Here is a 20,736-nt window from a genome sequence, read left to right on the forward strand (position 1 = left end):
CTAATAGTATGGAAGAAAACACGAGTTATCCTTTAATTATTTACACCTCTGAGGATGGCGATAATAGTATCAAAATCGACGAGCTCGTAAATATATCTTTAGAACAAGACATTTTCTTGCATGATATAGAATTAGATTACTATCACGACTTCAAAAAAGGACACTTCGAGTTTTTCCTTAATGCGGGATATTACGATAATCGTTTTGAAATTGTATTTCATAACCCAAATGCAAGTCTAAGCACAGATGATGTTAATCTCAATGAAGATAAACTAGACGTGAGATATGCAAATAACATAGACAAACTCGTGCTTATCAATCCTCATGGATTACAAGTCAATGACATACAATTATTTAATATCCTAGGACAGCATGTCCTAAGTATTGAGGATATTAAATCGGATAACCTATCACAATACAATGTTGGGAATTTAAATCCTGGGACTTATATCATTAAATTAAATACTGTAAGCGGTTCGGTATCTAAAAAAGTTTTGATTAATTAAAGTTCTGCGGTTTACTTAACCCTCTCAAAGAGGTTGTCTTTACTAGACAACCTCTTTTGTTTTTATGGCACACCTAATTTTGATTGATTTTGCAATCAATAAATGATTATTTTAGAGCTTTAAATTTATAACTAATCCATTCTATAAAATGAAAGCCAACGTCTTAACCAAAGTCCTAACCATAATCGTTCTTACAATAGGACTTCAAATAAATGCGCAAAAAGCTGATAAAAAAGAAGCTGATTCCACTAAAAAAGCCACAAAAGAATTACCACTTGAGCCAGAACGTAAAATATCGTTCTCCACAAATAATGGCACATGGATATCGGTAGATGTTCACCCTGATGGAAAAACCATCATTTTTGACATGATGGGCGATTTATATACCATACCAATTTCTGGAGGAACAGCCACTCGCATTACAGAAGGAATGCCATACGATGTTCATCCAAGATATAGCCCTGACGGAAAATCTATTGTCTTCATTTCAGATAAGAGCGGTTCGGACAACGTCTGGACTATGGATTTAGAAACCAAAGAGCAAAAACAACTCACCAAAGACAAAAACAAATACCATGTAGCTGCCGTTTGGAGTCCTGATGGCGATTATATTGTTGGTACGCGAGGAAGGCGAAATATTAAACCATTCATTTTGCATAAAGATGGTGGTTCTGGCGCCGAACTCCTTTCAAAAAATAAAACGCAAAAACTTATTGACCCAGCCTTTAGTGCGGATGGCAATCATATTTATTTTTCGTCTCGTCGTGGTGCATGGGATTATAATGCACAATTACCACAATATCAAATTGTAAGTTACGACCGTGAAGATGGTGATACCGAAACTATTACATCAAGATATGGCTCAGCTTTTACCCCAACATTTTCTAATGATGGTAATTATATGGTTTATGGTAGCCGTTTTGAAGAGCATACAGGATTAGTACTTAGGAATTTAAAAACTGGTGATGAACGTTGGTTAGCATATCCTGTTCAAAGGGATGAACAAGAATCTATTGCGCCGTTAGGCGTGCTTCCAGCAATGTCATTTACACCAGATAGTAAAAATTTAATTGCTTCTTATGGCGGAAAAATATATTCAATTTCTATTCAGAATAATAAAGCAAAAGAAATTCCATTTAAGGTTGATTTGGATTTAGATATGGGACCAAGAGTCTCTTTTAAATATCCCATTGATGATAGCTCGGAAGGTATTGTAACTCAAATTCGTGATGCCGTTCCTTCACCTGATGGTTCTAAAATTGCATTTACAGCATTAAACCGTTTATATGTCATGAGTCTTCCTGATGGAACACCAAAACGATTAACAAAGCATAATTTTACAGAAGCACAGCCAACTTGGTCACCAGATGGCAAGCAAATAGCATTCACGACTTGGAAAAATGGTGGTGGACATCTTTACAAAGTCAATGCGACTGGTGGAAAATTAACACAACTAACTCAACAAACTGGGATTTACACAATGCCGGCTTGGTCATATCAATCTAACAAAATAGCCTTTATAAAAGGGTCTGCACAGTCTTACAACGATGCTATCGGTCCTTTTGCTGCTGGAGCTTCAGATGAATTAGCTTGGATATCTGCCGATGGTGGAAGCATCAATATTATTGACAAGACAAAGGGAAGAAATACACCACATTTCACAAAAATTAATGACAGAGTATATCTTAATCATGGTGGTAAAGGTCTAATTTCTATAAGATGGGATGGCACAGATGAAAAAGAACATCTTAAGTTAACAGGAATTAAAACTTATGGTTCTTCAGATGTATTCGGAATTGAGCACGATGTACATGCCGCAATGCCAACCCACGAAGAAGGATGGCGTGAAAATAATACAGCATCAAGACCAGCTGTAATTAAAATTTCGCCAGATGGCACCCACGCGTTAACCAAGATTAATAACGATGTCTACACGGTTATCATTCCAAAAATTGGAACAACACCTTCTATTTCTTTAGCTAAAGCTGAAGGTGCTGCTTTCCCAGCAAACAAACTGACAATTATGGGAGGCGAATTTCCAGCTTGGTCTTCAAACAGTAAAAAAGTGCATTGGTCTTTAGGTGCTAGTCACTTCATTTATGATTTAGAAAAAGGAAAAGCTTTTGCAGACAGCCTAAAACTGGCAAAAAAGAAAGAAAAAGAACTAAAAGAAGTCGAAAAATCAAAAGATTCAACTAAAACTGAGAAAAAGGAAGAAGAAAAGAAAAAGGAAAAGGCAGAGTTTAAAGCCGATGAATATAAAGTTGTTGTAAAATATGCTCGCTCTATTCCAAATGGAAAAACACTTCTTAAAGGTGGACGTATTATTACCATGAATGGTAATGAAGTAATCGAAAATGGAGATGTTTTAATTGAAAATAACCGAATTGTAAATGTTGGCGCTTCAGGAAGTTTTGTAGTACCTAGCGATACAAAAGTAATTGATGTTAGCGGAAAAACAATAACACCTGGTTTTGTTGATACTCACGCGCACATGTGGCCAAATTGGGGCGTACATAAAAATCAGATTTGGATATATTCTGCAAATCTCGCTTACGGTGTAACAACAACGAGAGACCCACAAACAGCAACTACAGATGTATTAACGTATTCTGATATGGTCGATGCTGGCATGATGCATGGACCAAGAGTTTACAGTACAGGTCCAGGAGTCGGTTTTTGGGCTTATAACATCGAAAGCTACGACCACGCAAAAGATGTGTTAAAACAATACAGCGAGTACTACAATACCAAGACCATAAAGATGTATTTGGTTGGTAATCGTCAACAACGTCAATGGGTGATTAAAGCATGTAAAGAGTTAGAATTAATGCCTACAACAGAAGGTGGTTTAGACTTTAAGCAAAACATGGTAAATCTCATAGATGGTTATCCTGGGCACGAGCACTCCTTCCCTATTTATCCAATCTATGATGATGTCATTAAAACTGTAGCAGAATCTCAAATGGCAGTTACGCCAACATTACTGGTGTCTTACGGTGGTCCTTGGGCTGAAAATTATTTCTACTCAAGAGAAAATCCTTATGGTGACAAAAAACTACAATATTTTACGCCTTATGAAGAATTAGCTCAAAAATCTAGAAGACGTCCAGGATGGTTTATGGATGAAGAACATGTGTTTCAGAAGCATGCCGAATTTATGAAAGACCTTATTGAAGCTGATGGTATTGGTGGCGTAGGAAGTCATGGCCAATTACAAGGTTTAGGCTTTCATTGGGAACTCTGGGCAGTGGCTAGCGGAGGAATGAGTAACATGGATGCTTTAAAAATAGCGACTATTAAAGGAACTGAAGCTTTAGGCTTAGATAAAGATTTAGGTAGTATTGAAACAGGTAAAATTGCTGATATCTTGATTATGGATAAAAATCCATTAGACAATTTACGTAACACAAATACGTTAACGCATGTTGTAAAAAACGGAATTGTTTATGATGCAAATACGCTTGATGAAGTAGCGCCAGTAGCAAAGAAAGCCGATAAATTTAATTGGCAAACTAAGCGTCCTAATAATCTACCAGGTGTGAAAAACTAATTCATTTAGTCAATAGAATATTTAAGAGACTGTCAATTTGTGGCAGTCTTTTTTATTTTAATTTAGAAATTAACTCGTTAAGACTAACTGCTTCTTGTTCTCCAGAAGCCATATTCTTTAATGTAAAACTATTAGATTTTAATTCCTCTTCACCTACCAAAACCACAAACGGTATTTCGCGTTTATTAGCGTAATTCATTTGCTTTTTCATCTGCTTCCCAGAAGTTATCCAATCTGGATACAATTCTGCTTTAATACCTTCGTTTCTTAATGCAGTGACAGCTTTCAGAGAAGACATTGCTTCTTCTTCTCCAAAATTGATGAATAATACTTTCGTATTTTCTTTTACAGATTCTGGGAATAAATTGAGTTCTTCTAACACTAAGTAAATACGGTCTAAGCCAAAGCTAATACCAACGCCACTCATATTTTTTAAACCAAAAATCCCCGTTAAATCATCGTATCGACCACCGCCACCAATCGAGCCTATGTTTACACCTTCTGGTGCAGAGACTTCAAAAATAGCGCCTGTGTAATAATTTAATCCGCGAGCAAGTGTAACATCTAGTTGAAGTTTTGCAGTTTTTAATTCTAGTGAAGAAATGGCTTTGTTTATAAACTCTAATTCTTCTATTCCTTTTATTCCAACTTCCGAAATGCTTAAAATAGATTTTAAACTTTCGATTTGAGAACCAAAATCACCCGAAAGTGTAAATAAAGGTTGAAGCTTGTCTATGCCTTCTTGAGAAATTCCTTTGCCAAACATTTCTTCCTTGACCTTCTCCTCGCCTATTTTATCGAGTTTATCGAGAGCCACCGTAAAATCTATGAGTTTATCTTGAGCACCGATAACCTCAGCAATACCAGATAAAATTTTACGATTATTGATTTTAATCGTTGTGCCTTTTAAATTTAAAGCCGAAAAAACTGCATCGTAAAGTTGAATAAATTCAACCTCTTGAAATAAAGACGTACTGCCAATAACATCTGCATCACACTGATAAAATTCCCTGAATCGTCCTTTTTGCGGACGGTCTGCACGCCATACTGGCTGAATTTGATAACGCTTAAACGGAAACTCAATCTCATTTTGGTGTTGTACTACATAACGTGCAAAAGGTACAGTTAAGTCGTAACGAAGGGCTTTTTCTGAGATATGTGGAGTTAATTTATTGGAATCTTTATCCAAGTAAAAACGATTGTCGACTTTAGATAGATAATCACCCGAATTCAATATTTTAAAAATCAAACGGTCACCTTCATCGCCATACTTGCCCATCAAGGTTTCAGAATTTTCGAAACTTGGGGTTTCTATGGGTTGAAATCCATAAACTTGAAACTGAGACTTAATCGTATCAAAAATATAGTTACGTTTTGCTACAGTTTCAGAATTAAAATCTCTAGTTCCTTTTGGTATGCTTGGTTTTTGTGCCATATCTATTTTCTGCAAAGGCAGAAGGTCGTTTCGTTAATCTCAATTTGTCACAAAAATATTATAATTTTTAGAGGCAAAGCCAAGTAATTTCAAATTTGTAGTAACTTTATTGGCGTTTGGTAGTCTTATAGCAAACCGACGCAAACTCTTAAGCTAAAAAATGAAAGTTTCTCTTTTTAAAGAAAATATAAAAATAGCCCTAGGTTCTATAAAAGGGCAACTTCTTAGAACGATACTTACTGTTGTGATTATTGGCATTGGTATTATGGCACTTGTTGGAATTTTAAGTGGTGTATCTGCTTTGGAAAACACCATTTCTAGTGACTTTTCCTCGATGGGTGCAAATACATTTAATATTCAACGCTACGAGTTTAATACCCAACGCCAAAGTAGTAGAGAACGTCAGAAAGTAAACCCTGTTATTACGTATAGAAATGTAAAAGATTTTCAGGATAATTATGATTTTCCGTTTACAAAGACCTCAGTCTCTTTTATAGGTACAAGAGCCGCTGAAATAAAAACAGATTCTGATAAAACAGATCCTGAAGTTACAGTCTTAGGTGCTAACGAGCATTTTTTAGAGAATTCTGGTTTAGAAGTTGAAGGTGGTCGTGGTTTTAATGTTTTTGATATTACAAATAATAATGCCGTTTGCGTGATTGGTAGTGATTTGGTGAAAGCCTTGTTTAAAGATGTTAACCCTGTTGGAAAAACCATTAGTGTTAGAGGTTCAAAGTTTAAAGTTATTGGGCATCTCAAAGAAAAAGGTGCCACTTTTGGAAATAACCAAGATTTAAGGGTTATCCTACCCATCCAAAAAGCCCGTTCAATTTTTACTAATCCTTTTATTAACTACAACCTTAGCATTAAAGTTGACAAAAAAGATATGCTTGAAGGCGCACAAGATGATGCCGTTTTAACATTTCGAAATGTAAGAGGCCTTAACCCTGTTGAAGAAAATGATTTTGGCTTAGAACGTAGCGAAGATTTAATAAATAGAATAAGTAATATCTCTAGCTATCTCTATGTTGCTGCTTGGATTATAAGTATCATAACCATTTTTGGCTCCACCATAGCTCTAATGAACATAATGTTAGTATCTGTTAGTGAGCGTACACGAGAAATTGGAGTTAGAAAAGCTTTAGGAGCTAAGAGCAAAACTATAGCCGTTCAGTTTTTTATAGAAACTGTTGTTATCGGTCAATTAGGTGCTTTATTAGGAATCGTATTAGGGATTTTAATTGGTTGGTTACTTGCCACCGTTTTTGAACTTAATTTTTCTACGCCATGGTTTGCCATGTTTTGGGGTGTAACCATAGCATTTATAGTTGCAGTTGTCTCTGGTGTTTATCCTGCGACAAAAGCTGCTAAACTAGACCCGATAGAGTCGTTGCGCTATGAGTAGCCAATTACTTCTGCCCTATTAGTTTTTCGAAATACTGAAACAATTCGCCCTTGGTAATATTTGCGCCTTGCTGAATCAAGGTGAAAATATCCATAAGTTTATCATCTGAGTAATCCTTTTTTGCATTATAAAATTCGATACTATCCGACAGCAAATTATCACGAAGCCATGCAAAACCATCTTTAGTAGTTAAATCGATTGCTTCATTATTAATCTTTAAGGCAATTAGATGCATGTCTTTTTCTTTACACTTAAACAAATGAAGCTGCTGCGGAGAGATATGCTCTAAATATTCAACTTTATTTAATACACCATACCATACCAAATCACTAAAGACATCGAGCTCTTGCTCTGCGGCTTCAGGCTTGTTCTTTTTAATATCTTCCCATTCTTCAGCCGTAATCGATTGCGTAGCTAAGAAGTTTATAAATTCTTGATGTAATTCTTCAAACTGTTCTTTTGTAAGTCTTGCGTATTTCATATCACTATTTGTTATTCTGAACTGTTACACTGAACTTTCCTGTGCTGCGCATAGTCGAAGTATCGAAGTGTTGTTTCAGAATCTCAACTTTACTTCTTTTCATTTTTTAAAGCCTTTGCCACAGCAAACGGTCTATCCGTAGCAATCATATCTATACCTAATGCCATCCATTGATTGTATAGCGTATCACCTCGTGCTTCGGCACGCTTATCTAAATTCCCTAAAGTGCCTAACATTGCTAGTATATTATTATCGTGTAATTTAGTAAACAACGATTTATCCGATAAGCGTGTGCCAGTAAAGGCAATCATATTTTTGGTAGAAATTTCTGAAGCTAATAAAACCTCTAATTCTTGATGATTTCTTGCGGAAACAGACAGTAGCATATCTGGTGCTGTAGCATAAGCTGTTTTTGCCTGAGCCATATTGTAGGTGATAATGATGCACACGTCTTCTGCATTAGCATCTTTTATTGCCCTAATAACCTCTTTTTGAGGAACGCTACGTTTAATGTCTACGCTTAATACAACGTTATTTGCTTTACACCATTCTAAAACGTCTTTAAAGAGTGGTATTTTATAAGTGGTTTCGTTCCCAAAATCATCTACAAGATTATATGCTTTTAACTCGTTATACGTTTTATTTTTTACTAAACCAGAACCAGTTGTCGTTCTGTCTATAGAATTATCGTGCATTAAAACGAGTTGACCATCTTTAGTTTTGGCAACATCAATTTCGTAAATGGCCTCTAAACGCTCATTAACATATTGTATGGTCTCTAAGCAATTTTCAGGATAGTTCTTTATTGATTTTCCACCGCGATGCACACTAATTTTTGGTGCTTTATTGTTTGAGTAACGAAACGTTTCTAATAAAACAGAATCTTTTTTTAGAGTTTCTTTCTTTTCATTCTTACAACCTAAAAAAAGAAGAGTAAAAGATAAAATGTATAAAAAGCGCATACTTATCTGTTGAAATTATTTTTTGATAGAAATATTAAAGCTAATAAAAAACTTCAATTTGAAAGATTCCGCTCTCCAGCGGAATTAGCTCAACTAAGCATTTTGAATTCGACGAAAGTCTTTTCAAAATGAGTTCTCGCTAATAAAAAAACCGTCTAGCTTAAACTAAACGGTTTTTAAAATTTTTATAGTTGAGATTAAGCTTCTGCGACTACGTCGAAAGTAAAATCTACGGTTACAGATCTGTGTAATCTAATTGCAGCTTCGTACTGACCTAAACGCTTGATGTTTCCACCATTGATAGAAATAAATTTCTTATCTATATCGTGTCCTTGATCTTTAAGTGCAGCGGCTAAATCCATATTGGTAATAGAACCAAATAGTTTGTCTCCAGCAGTTGCTCCTGTACCTGCCTTTGCAGGGATAGCGATTTGCAATTGTTTTAAAGCTTCCGCAGTTTTTTCTGCCTCAGCAATAATACTCTTTTCCTTGTAAGCTTTTTGCTTTAAATTTTCAGCCAATACTTTCTTTGCAGAAGCTGTCGCTAAAATTGCTTGCCCTTGAGGAATTAAAAAGTTTCTACCATAACCGTTCTTAACTGTTACAATATCGTCTTTAAATCCTAAATTCTCAACGTCTTGTTTTAATATAAGTTCCATTGTTATGATAAATTTATTTTAATAAATCAGCTACGTATGGCATTAAAGCCAAGTGTCTTGCTCTTTTTACTGCTACAGATACTTTTCTTTGATATTTTAAAGAAGTCCCTGTTAAACGTCTAGGTAATAATTTTCCTTGCTCGTTTACAAACTTTAATAAAAAGTCTGGATCTTTGTAATCTACGTACTTAATTCCAGATTTTTTGAAACGGCAATACTTCTTGGTTTTAGACGTCTCTATATTTAACGGAGTAAGATATCTAATCTCTCCATCTTTTTTTCCTTTTGCTTGTTGTTCGATAGATGCCATAATTACGCTTTTTGTTTGTTTCTTTCTCTTCTTCTCTCAGCCCAAGCCACAGCGTGCTTGTCTAACTTTACAGTTAAGTAACGCATAAAACGCTCATCACGTCTAAACTCTAACTCTAAAGGCTCTATAACCTCGCCAGCAACAGTGTACTCAAATAAGTGATAAAATCCACTCTTTTTGTTTTGGATTGGATACGCTAACTTCTTTAGGCCCCAATCTTCTTTGGCTATCATCTTAGCTCCTTTAGAAACAAGAAAATCTTCGTATTTCTTTACTGTTTCCTTTATCTGGTCTTCAGATAAAACGGGATTTAAGATGAAAACAGTTTCATAATGATTCATAATAAATTGTTTGTTTATTGTTAAAACGGGTGCAAAAATACATATTATTTAAAAGTGTACCAAGGATTTAGAGCTTATTTTTTAATCTCTAATTGATTTTAAAAATCTGAATATTTTTTGCAGTTTAACGATGATTTTTGGTATTTGTCCGAATTTTTTGTACTATTGTCGAAGCTTAACCTAAAAATTGAATGTTATGACTTTAAACTGTGTAGTAGTTGACGACTCTGCAATCCAGAGATTATCTATTGTAAAACTCATAGAAAATCACGAGTCCCTAAATCTAGTTGCCGAATACAGCAGTGCCCTAGAAACAAAAAATGGCTTAAATACAAAGAAAGTTGATTTAATCTTTCTTGATATTGAAATGCCCGTTCTTAATGGCTTCGAATTACTTGATGTACTTAATAATAAACCCCAAATTATTTTTGTTACTGGAAAAACAGAGTATGCATTTAAGGCCTTTAATTACGACGCTACAGACTACTTACAAAAGCCAATTACAAAAGAACGCTTTAATCAAGCAGTGGAAAAAGCAATTGAGCAACACAAACTTAAACTAGACTTTAACGAAACTGAAGGCGAACATATTTTTGTAAAGAGCAATCTTAAAAAACGTAAAGTTTATATTAAAGATATTAAATGGATTGAAGCTCTCGGCGATTATGTAAAAGTAGTTACCGAAGAAACTAGCCTTGTTGTACTATCTACAATGAAAGCTTTTGAAAAAGAATTACCCGAAGGTAAATTCTTAAGAATACATAAATCTTATATCGTAAATCTTGATAAGATAGACCGCTTTAATAGCAAAAATGTTGAAGTTGGTGCTTACGAAATTCCATTAAGCCGAAACAAGAAAACACAGCTTGTAGATGCTTTAAATAATATGTAAAGTCAAACATATACTATATTAAAATCCCAATCTAACCGATTGGGATTTTTTATATAATTAAGACCTGTTAAAACATGTCAAATTTTCTTCAAGTACATCTTTTAAGATTTGAAGCTTAACTATACATTTTACAAGAGATACCACAATTCTGCGGCATTAATTCAACTTATCAAATTTTCTTCAACTGCGTCTTGAAAATTTGAAGTTCAACTATGCATTTTATACGAGATACCGCAATGCTGCGGCATTAATTCGACTTGTCAAATTTTCTTCAACTGCGTCTTGAAAATTTGAAGTCTCATTAATAGTTATCAACATTAATAATTACACGGACAGACCTAAAGTCCTTTACAGACATAAAACTATTGTCTATTTTTAAAATGGCTTCTTTTGTTTTGGCTAGTGATTGCTTTGGCGGAATTTTAATTAAAATATTTTTATGGTATAAATTTCGAATTCTAGATACTGGTGGAAACTCTGGTCCCAAGACGTTAGACTTAAATAATTGCCTTAGGGATTTTGCATACCAATCGGCAGCTATATTTACACGGTTATAATCTTTATGTTTTAGTGTAATTTTTATTAATCTAAAAACTGGCGGGTATTTATAGTTGTAGCGATCATTCAGCTGCTCTTTATACATCTCGTAATAAGAATTGGTAGAAACTTGCTGCAAAATATTATGATGCGGATTATAGGTTTGAATAAGTACTTTACCTCTTAAATCTGTTCGGCCAGCTCTACCAGAAACCTGAGCCATTAATTGATAACTACGTTCGTGAGCCCTAAAGTCCGGAAAATTTAGAAGATTATCCGCATTAAGTATTCCTACCAATTTTACAAATCTAAAATCTAATCCTTTGGTTAACATTTGGGTACCTACAAGAATATCTATCTCTTTTTGCTCGAAGCGCGTAATCAATTTTTCGAAACCATATTTACCTCGAGTTGTATCTAAATCCATGCGTGCCACAGAATTATCAGGAAACAAGGTTTTCACCTCTTCCTCTATCTGTTCTGTACCAAAGCCCTTAGTATCTAAAGCAACGTTACCACATGCCTGACAACTTTTTAGCATCGCAGAATTATAACCGCAATAATGGCAACGCAATTGGTCACGGTATTGATGGTAGGTTAAACTCACATCACAATTAGGACATTGCGGTGAGTGCCCACAAGTAGTACATTCTACAATTGGTGAAAAGCCTCTTCGATTTTGAAATAAAATCACTTGAAAGCCTTCTGCTAAGGCTTCAGTCATTTCTTCAATTAATCGGTCACTAAAATGACCTTTCATTCGTTTTCGCTTGTATTTATCTGCTAAATCCACCAATTCAATTTCTGGCATCAGTACATTATTATAGCGTTGATTAAGTTCTACAAGTCCATATTTGCCTTCAGACGCATTATAGTAACTCTCTAATGATGGTGTTGCTGTTCCTAAAAGTGTTTTAGCGTTAAATATATTTGCCAAAACAATCGCCGCATCTCTAGCATGATAGCGCGGTGCAGGGTCAAACTGTTTATAAGACTGCTCATGTTCTTCGTCAACAATGATTAGACCTAGAGTCTTAAAAGGCAATAGCAAAGCAGACCGTGCACCAATAACAATCTGTGCTTTACTCGAATTTTCTAAAATATTATTCCAAGCTTCTACTCTTTCGTTTCCAGAATACCTCGAATGAAAAACCGTTACCTGTTCTCCAAAATAATCTTGCAAACGCGATACTAATTGGGTGGTTAAAGCAATTTCTGGCAAAAGGTATAAGACTTGTTTTCCGATAGCTAGCTGTTGCTCAATGAGTTTTATATAAATCTCTGTTTTACCCGAAGACGTGACGCCATGAAGCAGTACCACAGATTTTTCCTTAAACTGAAGAGTTATCTCGTCTATGGCCTTAGTTTGAAACGTGTTTAATTGCTTAGACGTTGAGGTTAAATCACCTTCAAACAAAACTCTATCTGTTTGGATATGATAATCCTCCAAGATATTTTTATCAATTAGCGTCTTTACTACAGCGACAGATGCACCACTCTGCGCTACTAATTCTGATAGCTTCACAGGCTTTTTGGATGTTGCTTCCATTTGAAAGAGCGTTAAAACGACCTCGCGCTGTTTTTTTGCTCTATTCAGAATTTCTAGCAATTCTTGAAGCTTTTCTTCAGACTTATGATTTACATGCAGTCTAACATATCTAACTAACTTTGGTGTATATTTTTCGTAGATTTCTTCTTGAAGCTTAATAACACCTTTTTCAACTAGTCCATTAAGAATAGGTAAAACCCGTTTTTTGTCTAAAATCGAGACAATATCTGCAACTTTAAGGGACGATTGGTGATGCAAGGCTTCGTAAATTAAAAACTCGTCATCCTTTAAATCAGAATCTAAAACCTGCTGATTTTCATTTCTAGAAATAATAGTTTCACTTTCTAGAATAAATGCATTTGGCATTGCTGCTCGCATGACCTCGCCCAAACTACACATATAATAGCTAGCAATCCATTGCCAATGCTGTATTTGTTTGTTTGTAACTAATGGCTCTTTATCAAGAATTTGATGTATGGTCTTAGCCTCGTAAACTGTTGGAGGCGTTTTATGAGTTTTATAAACTAGAGCTGTATATATTTTGCTTTTACCAAACGGTACAGCAACACGCATTCCTGGTTTTAGAAAAGATGCTTCTGCCTCTGTTATGTAATAGGTAAATGCTTTTTGAAGCGGAATTGGCAATATAACATCGACAAAATCTGTCATTAGTTAACACGTTTCCAGTATTGGGTTTTATAGAAAAAAGCCACATAACCTCTAACTTGTAGCTTGTTGGAGTCATCTTCCAACTTCAATCGGCATTTGTAAACTTTTCCGTTACTAGGATTTAATATTGTACCACCTTCATACACATCGTCATTCTTCGTTAAACCATCTATAATTTGCATGCCCACAATAGGCTTATCCTTGTTATTACCTTCACATTTTGTACAACGTGAATTTTTCTTCTTAGGATTCAAAATCTCAATAATATTTCCATACACCTTACCATCAACTTCATAAATGTTTACGATAGACTTCTCTTCACCAGTTTCATCATCAATGGTTTTCCATTTACCCAAAATACCTTGGGCAGACAAATTAAACATTGTAAGTCCAAAAAATAATAGTAAAGCTTGTTTCATTATTTTGAATTTAGTTTATGTAAACCTCGTAATGTAGCATTTAGCTCGTAACCCAAAAGTAAAATATTGGCATTTAGCCAAAGGTAAAGCAGTAGAATTAATAATGCTCCTATTGACCCGTACAATTCATTATATTTTGAAAAATTATCGATGTATATCCCAAATAAAAACGAGGTTAGGATAATGAGTAATGTTGTAAGAACAGCTCCGATGGAAAAAAATCGAGTCTGTCGTCCTTCTTTGGTTCCAAAATAATAAAGTGTCGCTGTCCCGATATAAATCATAATCACAAAAAAGACATATTTTGCTGCAGTTATTAATTGTTTGCTAGCGGCATCTTCGGCATTAATAGCTTCGTTTATTGGGGTTATTATATAAACTTGTGTATAAATAAACACAGCCACAGTTAAGAGTACTAACATCGCTAGAATTAAAGCAACGCCTACAGCGTATAAATACTGCTGAAAAACATTTCGCGTCAGTTGCTCGTGATAGGAGTTTTCGAAACCAGAAAACACAGCGTTTACACCATTTGCCATTAAAAATATTGACAATAAAAATACTGAGGACAATAAGCCAGCTTGCTTATTATTTCCTTCTAAATTTTCGAAAATGGTGTCCATAAAAAATCCTGAAGTCTGAGGCGGCAAGAAAGACTGCAAAAACTCCAAAAATTGTTCCTGAAATCCTTCTATAGGAATTATTGGAATAAGTATAATTACGAATAATAAAAAAGGGAAAATTGCTGTAAAGAAACTAAAAGCAATTGCGCTGGCGCGTGTAGTTAACGTACCTCTTACAATGCCTAAAGTATACAGTTCTAATAAATCGTATAGCGATAATCCCTCTAGTCCTGGAAGCTTTATTCGCTGACTAAAGTTTACCAATGAGCAAACTATTGGTATTTTTTTTAGTCGTTCTTCTATAGAATTTGACATAAAAGTGATTTACGATTTACAATTGACAATTAACGATTTGGTCTTTGCATTTTAAAAATTGTACCTATACCGCTTTAAGACTTAAATCCATATTATACACCGAATGTGTTAAAGCGCCCGATGATATATAATTTACGCCACACTCGGCATACTGTCTAATCGTATTTTCGTTAATGCCACCCGAGGATTCTGTTAAGCATTTATCGCCTATTAATTTTACAGCTTTGCGTGTGTCTTCGTAATTAAAATTATCGATAAGAATTCTATACACGCCGCCACAATCTAAAATTTCTTTAATTTCTTCTAGATTACGAGCTTCAACAATGATTTTTAAATCTCTGTTTGTATCCTTTAAATACTGTTTTGTTTTAGTTATTGCCTTACTTACACCGCCAGAAAAATCGATATGATTATCCTTTAGCATTATCATATCGTAAAGTGCGAATCTATGGTTCTCTCCGCCGCCAATTTTTACGGCCCACTTCTCAAGTGCTCTAATACCTGGTGTGGTTTTGCGCGTGTCTAAAATTTTAGTTCCTGTACCTTCTAATAACTCTACAAACGTATTTGTTTTAGTGGCAATAGCACTCATACGCTGCATAGCATTTAGCACCAGTCGTTCGGCCTTTAAAATGGATTGGGAAGCACCTTCGACGTAAAAAGCGATATCCCCGTATTTCACTTTAGAACCATCTTCAATTAAGGTCTCCACTTTCATGTCTGCATCTACATAAGCAAACACTTGTTTTGCAAATTCAACACCAGCTATAATACCTTCATCTTTTACCAAAAGCTTTGCTTTTCCTTGAGCTGAAGCAGGAATACATGCAAGCGAACTGTGGTCTCCATCTCCAACATCTTCACGAATAGCATTAGCAATTATGAGCTCTATTTCTTTATTGAATTGTTCTTTTGAAATCATTAGTAGGAATATTTATCGTAAAAATAGCAAATTGATTTACGATATGCGATTTTTAGATTTACGATTTATCCATTACCTAGTTCTAAGAAATCATAAATCGTAAATTGTAATTCGTAAATTTGAGCATGCAAATAAAACTCATCGCCATAGGCAAAACCGACAATAAACAACTTCAAACTTTAATTGAAGACTACCAGAAACGTTTGGGGTTTTATATAAAATTTCAATTGGAAATTATTCCGGATATTAAAAAGGCGAAACACCTATCTGAAGCACAGCAGAAAGACAAAGAAGGTGAACTTATTTTAGGAAAAACACAAACTTCTGATGTTGTAATTCTTCTTGATGAAAATGGGAAGCAAATGGATTCTGTGGGCTTTAGCAACTATCTGCAAAAGCACCTTAACTCAGGCATTAAACAACTTGTATTTGTTATTGGTGGTCCGTACGGTTTTTCTGATGCGGTTTATCAACGTGCTAATGGCAAATTAGGACTCTCTAAAATGACCTTCTCGCATCAAATGGTACGTTTGTTTTTTATAGAGCAGTTGTATCGTGGCTTTACCATATTACGAAACGAGCCTTACCATCATAGATAAAAAAGCCCGAGTAGTTACTCAGGCTTTTATAAATATCTAATAAACTTTATAAGTTTCTTTTCGTTTATCAAGTTGGCGTTTTAGGTCGTTTATAGTTTCAGTGACTGCCAACTCATACTCACGCTCGTTTGATTTTGCAAAAATTCGTGGTCCAGGTAAACTCAATTCAATATTACAAATTTTACCAGCTTCATGGTCTTTCTCATCTTGTTTAAAATAGACTTGTGCAGATATTAAAAACTCATATTTATTACTCAATTTATCTAATCGTTCTCTTGTGAATTGTGAAAGTGTTTCACTAACATCCACATTTACATATTCAAAATTTACAGTCATATCCATTTTGTGTTTTGGGTTAAACTTCTATACTTAAATATACGATTTTAAGTCTGCTTTTGCCCTAACAATTATCATAAAAAAGCTTTAAAAAACAACCTAAATTGAAAGTTACTCAACATAGCTACGTCTACATAAATCAAAATCAAATCGTTATGACTAATCAAACACAAAAAGACCTAATTATTTTTGATGGCGAATGCAATCTCTGCAACGGCGTTGTGGGTTGGCTACTCAAATTTGCGCCAGAGGATTTGTTTCAGTTTGTAGCTTTTCAGTCGGCTTATGGACAGCAATTATTACACCAACACGGATTCCCTACAAAACGTTTAGATACCGTGATTTTGATAGATGCTTCTGGTGTAAAAACACACTCAGACGGTTTTCTAAAGATTATTTCTAAAATTCCAAAGTGGAAACGCGTCGCCGCTCTTTTAGGTTTTATTCCAAGATTAATACGCGATTACATCTATAAAACAGCCTCTAAAAATCGTGTAAAATGGTTTGGAAATTCTAAGAGTTGTACTATTGATTTTAGGTAGAGGTTTTGGAGTTACGCTTAAGAGTTTTGTGTATGAAGTTTAGCAACTATCTATGCAATATGATTTCACATACATTATCATAATCTAGTTTTCTATTTCCAAAACTGCCACCATTTGCTGTCTTGTTTAACATTTTCTTCAATCCATTCACCATTTTCTCCTTTAGTCCATTTTTTACCAACTCCATCAATTGTAATTTCTGTACCTTGACCATTATCTAAATTTTCTATCAAGTCTTCAGCAAACCAAAATGACTCGTTTAAATCTTCAAAATGTACATTTATTGCAATATCTTCTGTTAGACTTCCAATAACTTCAACGTCCATCATTGAAGGAGTTGTTTGTCCAAAAACTTCACCTTCCTTCCCTGCAAGTCCTTTATTTTCTGTTTCTGGAGTACTTTTTATCCGAACTTTATTTCCAAATGCATCAAACATATCTTTTTGTTTTTTACAAGCTAAAAATCAATACGCTATACAAACTTTCCCAAATCCAAATCATTAATCGCACCATGAGAGGCATGAGCAACAGTAACACCATTTCTAATAACTAACAATTGTGGTGACTGGTGCAAGACTTGAAATTTATAACCCGTTTCGTTAGAGACTTCTCGGTAATTTAGTAAATCCAAATAGTACAAATCAGCGTTTAAGTCCACATCGTACATCGCTGCAAACTGATTCATTACCATTCTACTGATTCCACAACGTGTAGAGTGCTTAAAAATCAATTGGGTTTTACCCATGGAGCGCTTTTCTATTTCATCTAATTGACTAACCGTAGTTAAGGCTTGCCAAGGCAACACTTTTTCGTCTTTTGGTTCTGATGATGAATTAAATAGTTTATTAAATAGTCCCATATATGTTTTCCTTTTTCAATTAAGTCGAAAAATAAATCTTGACTTACAAACAGACAAAAAGTCATTGTGAATCAAGGGTTTTAAGACATTTTGTCGTTTTTATTGAGTTGGTAAGATAATTGAAATATACCTAACAGAAAAAGAAAAACGTCAACAACAATTGACATAAAAAATATAACTATGAACTTTAATAATTATACCATTAAATCTCAAGAGGCTATACAACAAGCGCAACAAATTGCGCAGAGTTATGGTCATCAGCAGATAGAAAATGAGCACATTTTTAAAGGCATTCTCAATGTCGATGAAAATGTATTGCCCTTTTTACTAAAAAAACTCAACGTTAATGTTGGGTTATTAGAACAAATTCTTGATAAAGACTTAGAAAGCTACCCTAAAGTTAGCGGAACAGATATCATGCTTTCTAGAGAAGCAGGAAAAACAGTCAACGAAGCATCAATCATCGCTAAAAAAATGAATGATGATTTTGTGTCTGTAGAGCATTTAGTCTTGGCTATTTTTAAATCTAAAAGTAAAATAGCTCAGGTTCTTAAAGACCAAGGTGTTTCTGAAAAGGTGTTAAATTCAGCTATCGAAGAATTACGTAAAGGCGACCGCGTCACCTCCCAAAGTCAGGAAGAGACTTACAATTCTTTAAATAAGTACGCGAAGAACCTCAACCAATTAGCTCAAGACGGAAAGTTAGACCCAGTAATTGGACGTGATGAGGAAATACGTCGTATTCTTCAAATTTTATCGAGACGTACAAAAAATAATCCAATTTTGGTTGGTGAGCCTGGCACGGGTAAAACCGCCATCGCCGAAGGTTTAGCACACCGAATTATTGATGGTGATGTTCCAGAAAATTTAAAGGATAAGCAAATATTTGCCTTAGATATGGGCGCCTTAATTGCTGGCGCAAAATATAAAGGTGAGTTTGAGGAACGCCTAAAAGCAGTCATTAAAGAAGTGACGACTAGTGATGGTGACATTGTTCTATTTATTGACGAAATCCATACGCTCGTTGGTGCAGGTGGCGGTCAAGGTGCTATGGATGCAGCAAACATTCTAAAACCTGCCTTGGCTCGTGGAGAATTACGTGCCATTGGTGCGACCACATTAGACGAATACCAAAAATATTTCGAGCAAGATAAAGCCCTGGAGCGTCGTTTTCAGAAAGTACAGGTCAATGAGCCAGATACCGAGAGCGCAATTTCTATTCTAAGAGGTATCAAAGAAAAGTACGAAACACATCACAAAGTGCGTATTAAAGACGAAGCAATTATTGGAGCCGTAGAGTTATCCAACAGATACATTACTAATAGATTTTTACCTGATAAAGCCATTGACTTAATGGACGAAGCAGCCTCTAAATTACGCATGGAAATTAACTCTAAACCAGAAGAACTCGATGTTCTGGATCGTAAAATCATGCAATTAGAGATTGAGCATGAAGCGATTAAGCGTGAAAAGGATGAAAGCAAACTGAAGTCTCTTAAAGCTGAGTTAGCCAACCTTAAAGAAGAACGCAACGAGCTGAATGCCAAATGGAAAAACGAAAAAGAGGTTGTTGAGAATGTTCAGAATATAAAACAAGATATTGAGAATTATAAGCTTGAAGCTGAGCGTGCTGAGCGTGATGGCGATTATGGTAAAGTTGCTGAAATCCGTTACGGAAAAATTAAAGAAGCCACAGAGAAACTTGAAGAATTTCAGAAGCAACTCGCCGCACAGCAAGAAACAGCTTTGATTAAAGAGGAAGTCACTTACGAGGATATTGCAGATGTTGTAGCAAAATGGACCGGTATTCCAGTGACCAAAATGATACAAAGCGAGCGCGAAAAACTGTTGAAATTAGAAGACCAATTGCATAAACGTGTTGTCGGTCAAGAAGAAGCGATTGAAGCGGTAAGCGATGCCGTAAGACGTTCTCGTGCTGGATTGCAAAATCCGCAAAAACCAATTGGCACATTCCTCTTTTTAGGAACAACTGGTGTTGGTAAAACAGAATTAGCAAAAGCGTTGGCAGAGTATCTATTTGATGACGAAAATGCTATGACACGAATAGACATGAGCGAATATCAAGAGCGCCATGCAGTAAGTCGACTCGTTGGAGCGCCTCCAGGCTATGTGGGTTACGATGAAGGTGGGCAATTAACTGAAGCTGTTCGTAGAAAGCCTTATTCTGTAGTTTTATTAGATGAGATTGAAAAGGCACATCCAGATACTTTTAATATTTTGTTGCAAGTTCTAGACGAAGGCCGTTTAACGGATAACAAAGGACGTGTTGCAGATTTTAAAAACACGATTATTATTATGACCTCAAACATGGGAAGTCATATTATTCAAGAGCGTTTTAATGCTACAGAGGATATTCCATCAGCGATGGAAGCCGCAAAAGTGGATGTATTAGGCTTACTAAAACAAACAGTTAGACCTGAGTTTTTAAACCGTATTGATGATACCATAATGTTCACACCATTATCAAAAGAAAATATTATTGATATCGTGGACTTACAATTAAAATCGGTAACCAAAATGATTGCCCAACAAGGTATTACTTTCGATGCAACGCAAGAAGCAAAGACCTATCTAGCCAATAAAGGGTACAATCCAGAATACGGTGCTAGACCTGTAAAACGAGTGATTCAGAAAGAAGTCTTAAATCTATTGAGTAAAGAAATCCTAGCTGGTAAGGTAAGTACTAACAGTATTATTCTTTTAGATGAATTTGATGGTCAATTAGTTTTCCGAAATCAAGGTGATTTGGTTATTGAAGAAATTTAATTCTTTTCTCCTATTTTGTTTGATTGATTTCATTT

Annotated in this window: 20 protein-coding genes; 7 read left to right on the forward strand and 13 right to left on the reverse strand. The window is 35.1% G+C overall.

What is annotated here, in order from left to right:
• Both DFQ05_RS13000 and DFQ05_RS13005 read left to right on the forward strand, forming a co-directional pair.
• Window positions 1-506: T9SS type A sorting domain-containing protein (locus DFQ05_RS13000; RefSeq protein ID WP_132705995.1), on the forward strand; the 506-nt coding region annotated here is incomplete at its 5' end.
• A gap of 148 nt (window positions 507-654) precedes the next feature.
• The gene (locus DFQ05_RS13005; RefSeq protein ID WP_132705997.1) at window positions 655-4,059 is read left to right on the forward strand and encodes an amidohydrolase family protein; all 3,405 of its coding nucleotides are present in this window, start codon (window positions 655-657) and stop codon (window positions 4,057-4,059) included.
• 52 nt (window positions 4,060-4,111) lie between these two features.
• On the opposite strand, the gene hisS is transcribed toward DFQ05_RS13005, so the two are convergent.
• Complete coding sequence (gene hisS, locus DFQ05_RS13010) at window positions 4,112-5,494, reverse strand: histidine--tRNA ligase (RefSeq protein WP_132705999.1); 1,383 nt, start codon at window positions 5,492-5,494, stop codon at window positions 4,112-4,114.
• Between the two features lie 160 nt (window positions 5,495-5,654).
• Here hisS and DFQ05_RS13015 point away from each other — a divergent pair, with 160 nt between their 5' ends.
• Complete coding sequence (locus tag DFQ05_RS13015; RefSeq protein WP_132706001.1) at window positions 5,655-6,899, forward strand: ABC transporter permease; 1,245 nt, start codon at window positions 5,655-5,657, stop codon at window positions 6,897-6,899.
• Window positions 6,900-6,903: 4 nt separating this feature from the next.
• On the opposite strand, the gene DFQ05_RS13020 is transcribed toward DFQ05_RS13015, so the two are convergent.
• The 5 genes from DFQ05_RS13020 to rpsF all read right to left on the reverse strand — a co-directional run bounded on the left by DFQ05_RS13020 (window position 6,904) and on the right by rpsF (window position 9,652).
• A complete protein-coding gene (locus tag DFQ05_RS13020) occupies window positions 6,904-7,380 on the reverse strand; it encodes a DUF6495 family protein (protein ID WP_132706003.1) in 477 nt (158 codons plus the stop codon).
• 89 nt (window positions 7,381-7,469) lie between these two features.
• Window positions 7,470-8,342, reverse strand: coding sequence for a glycerophosphodiester phosphodiesterase family protein (locus DFQ05_RS13025; RefSeq protein WP_132706005.1), 873 nt, complete (start codon window positions 8,340-8,342; stop codon window positions 7,470-7,472).
• A 197-nt stretch (window positions 8,343-8,539) separates the two neighbouring features.
• Window positions 8,540-9,001 carry a 50S ribosomal protein L9 gene (rplI, locus tag DFQ05_RS13030; RefSeq protein WP_132706007.1) on the reverse strand — a complete coding sequence of 154 codons (462 nt, stop codon included), beginning with the start codon at window positions 8,999-9,001 and terminating at the stop codon, window positions 8,540-8,542.
• A gap of 13 nt (window positions 9,002-9,014) precedes the next feature.
• Window positions 9,015-9,314 (reverse strand): 30S ribosomal protein S18, encoded by a 300-nt coding sequence (gene rpsR / locus DFQ05_RS13035; protein WP_199222004.1) that lies wholly within the window; start codon window positions 9,312-9,314, stop codon window positions 9,015-9,017.
• Window positions 9,314-9,652 carry a 30S ribosomal protein S6 gene (gene rpsF / locus DFQ05_RS13040; RefSeq protein WP_132706011.1) on the reverse strand — a complete coding sequence of 113 codons (339 nt, stop codon included), beginning with the start codon at window positions 9,650-9,652 and terminating at the stop codon, window positions 9,314-9,316. The genes rpsR and rpsF overlap by 1 nt, the downstream gene beginning before the upstream one ends.
• A gap of 196 nt (window positions 9,653-9,848) precedes the next feature.
• Between rpsF and DFQ05_RS13045 the strand changes: the two genes are divergently transcribed.
• A complete protein-coding gene (locus tag DFQ05_RS13045; RefSeq protein WP_132706013.1) occupies window positions 9,849-10,544 on the forward strand; it encodes a LytR/AlgR family response regulator transcription factor in 696 nt (231 codons plus the stop codon).
• Between the two features lie 301 nt (window positions 10,545-10,845).
• Here DFQ05_RS13045 and priA read toward each other — a convergent pair whose 3' ends face one another.
• The 4 genes from priA to nadC form a co-directional block, all read right to left on the reverse strand.
• Window positions 10,846-13,299, reverse strand: coding sequence for a replication restart helicase PriA (gene priA, locus DFQ05_RS13050; RefSeq protein WP_132706015.1), 2,454 nt, complete (start codon window positions 13,297-13,299; stop codon window positions 10,846-10,848).
• Complete coding sequence (locus tag DFQ05_RS13055; protein ID WP_132706017.1) at window positions 13,299-13,718, reverse strand: DUF2147 domain-containing protein; 420 nt, start codon at window positions 13,716-13,718, stop codon at window positions 13,299-13,301. The genes priA and DFQ05_RS13055 overlap by 1 nt, the downstream gene beginning before the upstream one ends.
• Entirely contained in the window at window positions 13,718-14,656 is a 939-nt protein-coding gene (locus tag DFQ05_RS13060) for a YihY/virulence factor BrkB family protein (RefSeq protein WP_132706019.1), read from the reverse strand. The genes DFQ05_RS13055 and DFQ05_RS13060 overlap by 1 nt, the downstream gene beginning before the upstream one ends.
• Window positions 14,657-14,720: 64 nt before the next feature.
• Window positions 14,721-15,578, reverse strand: a complete 858-nt coding sequence (nadC, locus tag DFQ05_RS13065; RefSeq protein ID WP_132706021.1) for a carboxylating nicotinate-nucleotide diphosphorylase — start codon at window positions 15,576-15,578, stop codon at window positions 14,721-14,723.
• Window positions 15,579-15,703: 125 nt separating this feature from the next.
• Between nadC and rlmH the strand changes: the two genes are divergently transcribed.
• The gene (rlmH, locus tag DFQ05_RS13070; RefSeq protein WP_073087499.1) at window positions 15,704-16,177 is read left to right on the forward strand and encodes a 23S rRNA (pseudouridine(1915)-N(3))-methyltransferase RlmH; all 474 of its coding nucleotides are present in this window, start codon (window positions 15,704-15,706) and stop codon (window positions 16,175-16,177) included.
• A 36-nt stretch (window positions 16,178-16,213) separates the two neighbouring features.
• Here rlmH and DFQ05_RS13075 read toward each other — a convergent pair whose 3' ends face one another.
• The gene (locus DFQ05_RS13075) at window positions 16,214-16,513 is read right to left on the reverse strand and encodes an HPF/RaiA family ribosome-associated protein (RefSeq protein WP_073087501.1); all 300 of its coding nucleotides are present in this window, start codon (window positions 16,511-16,513) and stop codon (window positions 16,214-16,216) included.
• 155 nt (window positions 16,514-16,668) lie between these two features.
• On the opposite strand from DFQ05_RS13075, the gene DFQ05_RS13080 reads away from it, so the two are divergent.
• Window positions 16,669-17,055 carry a thiol-disulfide oxidoreductase DCC family protein gene (locus DFQ05_RS13080; protein ID WP_132706023.1) on the forward strand — a complete coding sequence of 129 codons (387 nt, stop codon included), beginning with the start codon at window positions 16,669-16,671 and terminating at the stop codon, window positions 17,053-17,055.
• Between the two features lie 92 nt (window positions 17,056-17,147).
• Here the strand turns inward: DFQ05_RS13080 and DFQ05_RS13085 are convergent, their stop codons facing one another.
• Together DFQ05_RS13085 and ytxJ are read right to left on the reverse strand one after the other, a co-directional pair.
• Window positions 17,148-17,492: a hypothetical protein gene (locus tag DFQ05_RS13085; protein ID WP_132706025.1), complete on the reverse strand. Its 345-nt coding sequence runs from the start codon at window positions 17,490-17,492 to the stop codon at window positions 17,148-17,150.
• Between the two features lie 35 nt (window positions 17,493-17,527).
• Window positions 17,528-17,914 carry a bacillithiol system redox-active protein YtxJ gene (gene ytxJ, locus DFQ05_RS13090; protein ID WP_132706027.1) on the reverse strand — a complete coding sequence of 129 codons (387 nt, stop codon included), beginning with the start codon at window positions 17,912-17,914 and terminating at the stop codon, window positions 17,528-17,530.
• A gap of 180 nt (window positions 17,915-18,094) precedes the next feature.
• On the opposite strand from ytxJ, the gene clpB reads away from it, so the two are divergent.
• Complete coding sequence (gene clpB, locus DFQ05_RS13095; protein WP_132706029.1) at window positions 18,095-20,701, forward strand: ATP-dependent chaperone ClpB; 2,607 nt, start codon at window positions 18,095-18,097, stop codon at window positions 20,699-20,701.
• Window positions 20,702-20,736 lie beyond the last annotated feature (35 nt).

The sequence above is a fragment of the Winogradskyella wandonensis genome, from assembly GCF_004346845.1.
Lineage (GTDB): Bacteria > Bacteroidota > Bacteroidia > Flavobacteriales > Flavobacteriaceae > Winogradskyella > Winogradskyella wandonensis.

Coding starts and splice junctions, on each gene's coding strand:
- priA (WP_132706015.1), bottom strand. CDS start 13,299: ATGACAGATTTTGTCGATGTTATATTGCCAATTCCGCTTCAAAAAGCA.
- DFQ05_RS13075 (WP_073087501.1), bottom strand. CDS start 16,513: ATGACTGTAAATTTTGAATATGTAAATGTGGATGTTAGTGAAACACTT.
- clpB (WP_132706029.1), top strand. CDS start 18,095: ATGAACTTTAATAATTATACCATTAAATCTCAAGAGGCTATACAACAA.
- DFQ05_RS13080 (WP_132706023.1), top strand. CDS start 16,669: ATGACTAATCAAACACAAAAAGACCTAATTATTTTTGATGGCGAATGC.
- DFQ05_RS13025 (WP_132706005.1), bottom strand. CDS start 8,342: ATGCGCTTTTTATACATTTTATCTTTTACTCTTCTTTTTTTAGGTTGT.
- DFQ05_RS13055 (WP_132706017.1), bottom strand. CDS start 13,718: ATGAAACAAGCTTTACTATTATTTTTTGGACTTACAATGTTTAATTTG.
- rlmH (WP_073087499.1), top strand. CDS start 15,704: ATGCAAATAAAACTCATCGCCATAGGCAAAACCGACAATAAACAACTT.
- DFQ05_RS13015 (WP_132706001.1), top strand. CDS start 5,655: ATGAAAGTTTCTCTTTTTAAAGAAAATATAAAAATAGCCCTAGGTTCT.
- nadC (WP_132706021.1), bottom strand. CDS start 15,578: ATGATTTCAAAAGAACAATTCAATAAAGAAATAGAGCTCATAATTGCT.
- DFQ05_RS13060 (WP_132706019.1), bottom strand. CDS start 14,656: ATGTCAAATTCTATAGAAGAACGACTAAAAAAAATACCAATAGTTTGC.
- DFQ05_RS13020 (WP_132706003.1), bottom strand. CDS start 7,380: ATGAAATACGCAAGACTTACAAAAGAACAGTTTGAAGAATTACATCAA.
- DFQ05_RS13005 (WP_132705997.1), top strand. CDS start 655: ATGAAAGCCAACGTCTTAACCAAAGTCCTAACCATAATCGTTCTTACA.
- ytxJ (WP_132706027.1), bottom strand. CDS start 17,914: ATGGGACTATTTAATAAACTATTTAATTCATCATCAGAACCAAAAGAC.
- hisS (WP_132705999.1), bottom strand. CDS start 5,494: ATGGCACAAAAACCAAGCATACCAAAAGGAACTAGAGATTTTAATTCT.
- rpsF (WP_132706011.1), bottom strand. CDS start 9,652: ATGAATCATTATGAAACTGTTTTCATCTTAAATCCCGTTTTATCTGAA.
- DFQ05_RS13085 (WP_132706025.1), bottom strand. CDS start 17,492: ATGTTTGATGCATTTGGAAATAAAGTTCGGATAAAAAGTACTCCAGAA.
- DFQ05_RS13045 (WP_132706013.1), top strand. CDS start 9,849: ATGACTTTAAACTGTGTAGTAGTTGACGACTCTGCAATCCAGAGATTA.
- rplI (WP_132706007.1), bottom strand. CDS start 9,001: ATGGAACTTATATTAAAACAAGACGTTGAGAATTTAGGATTTAAAGAC.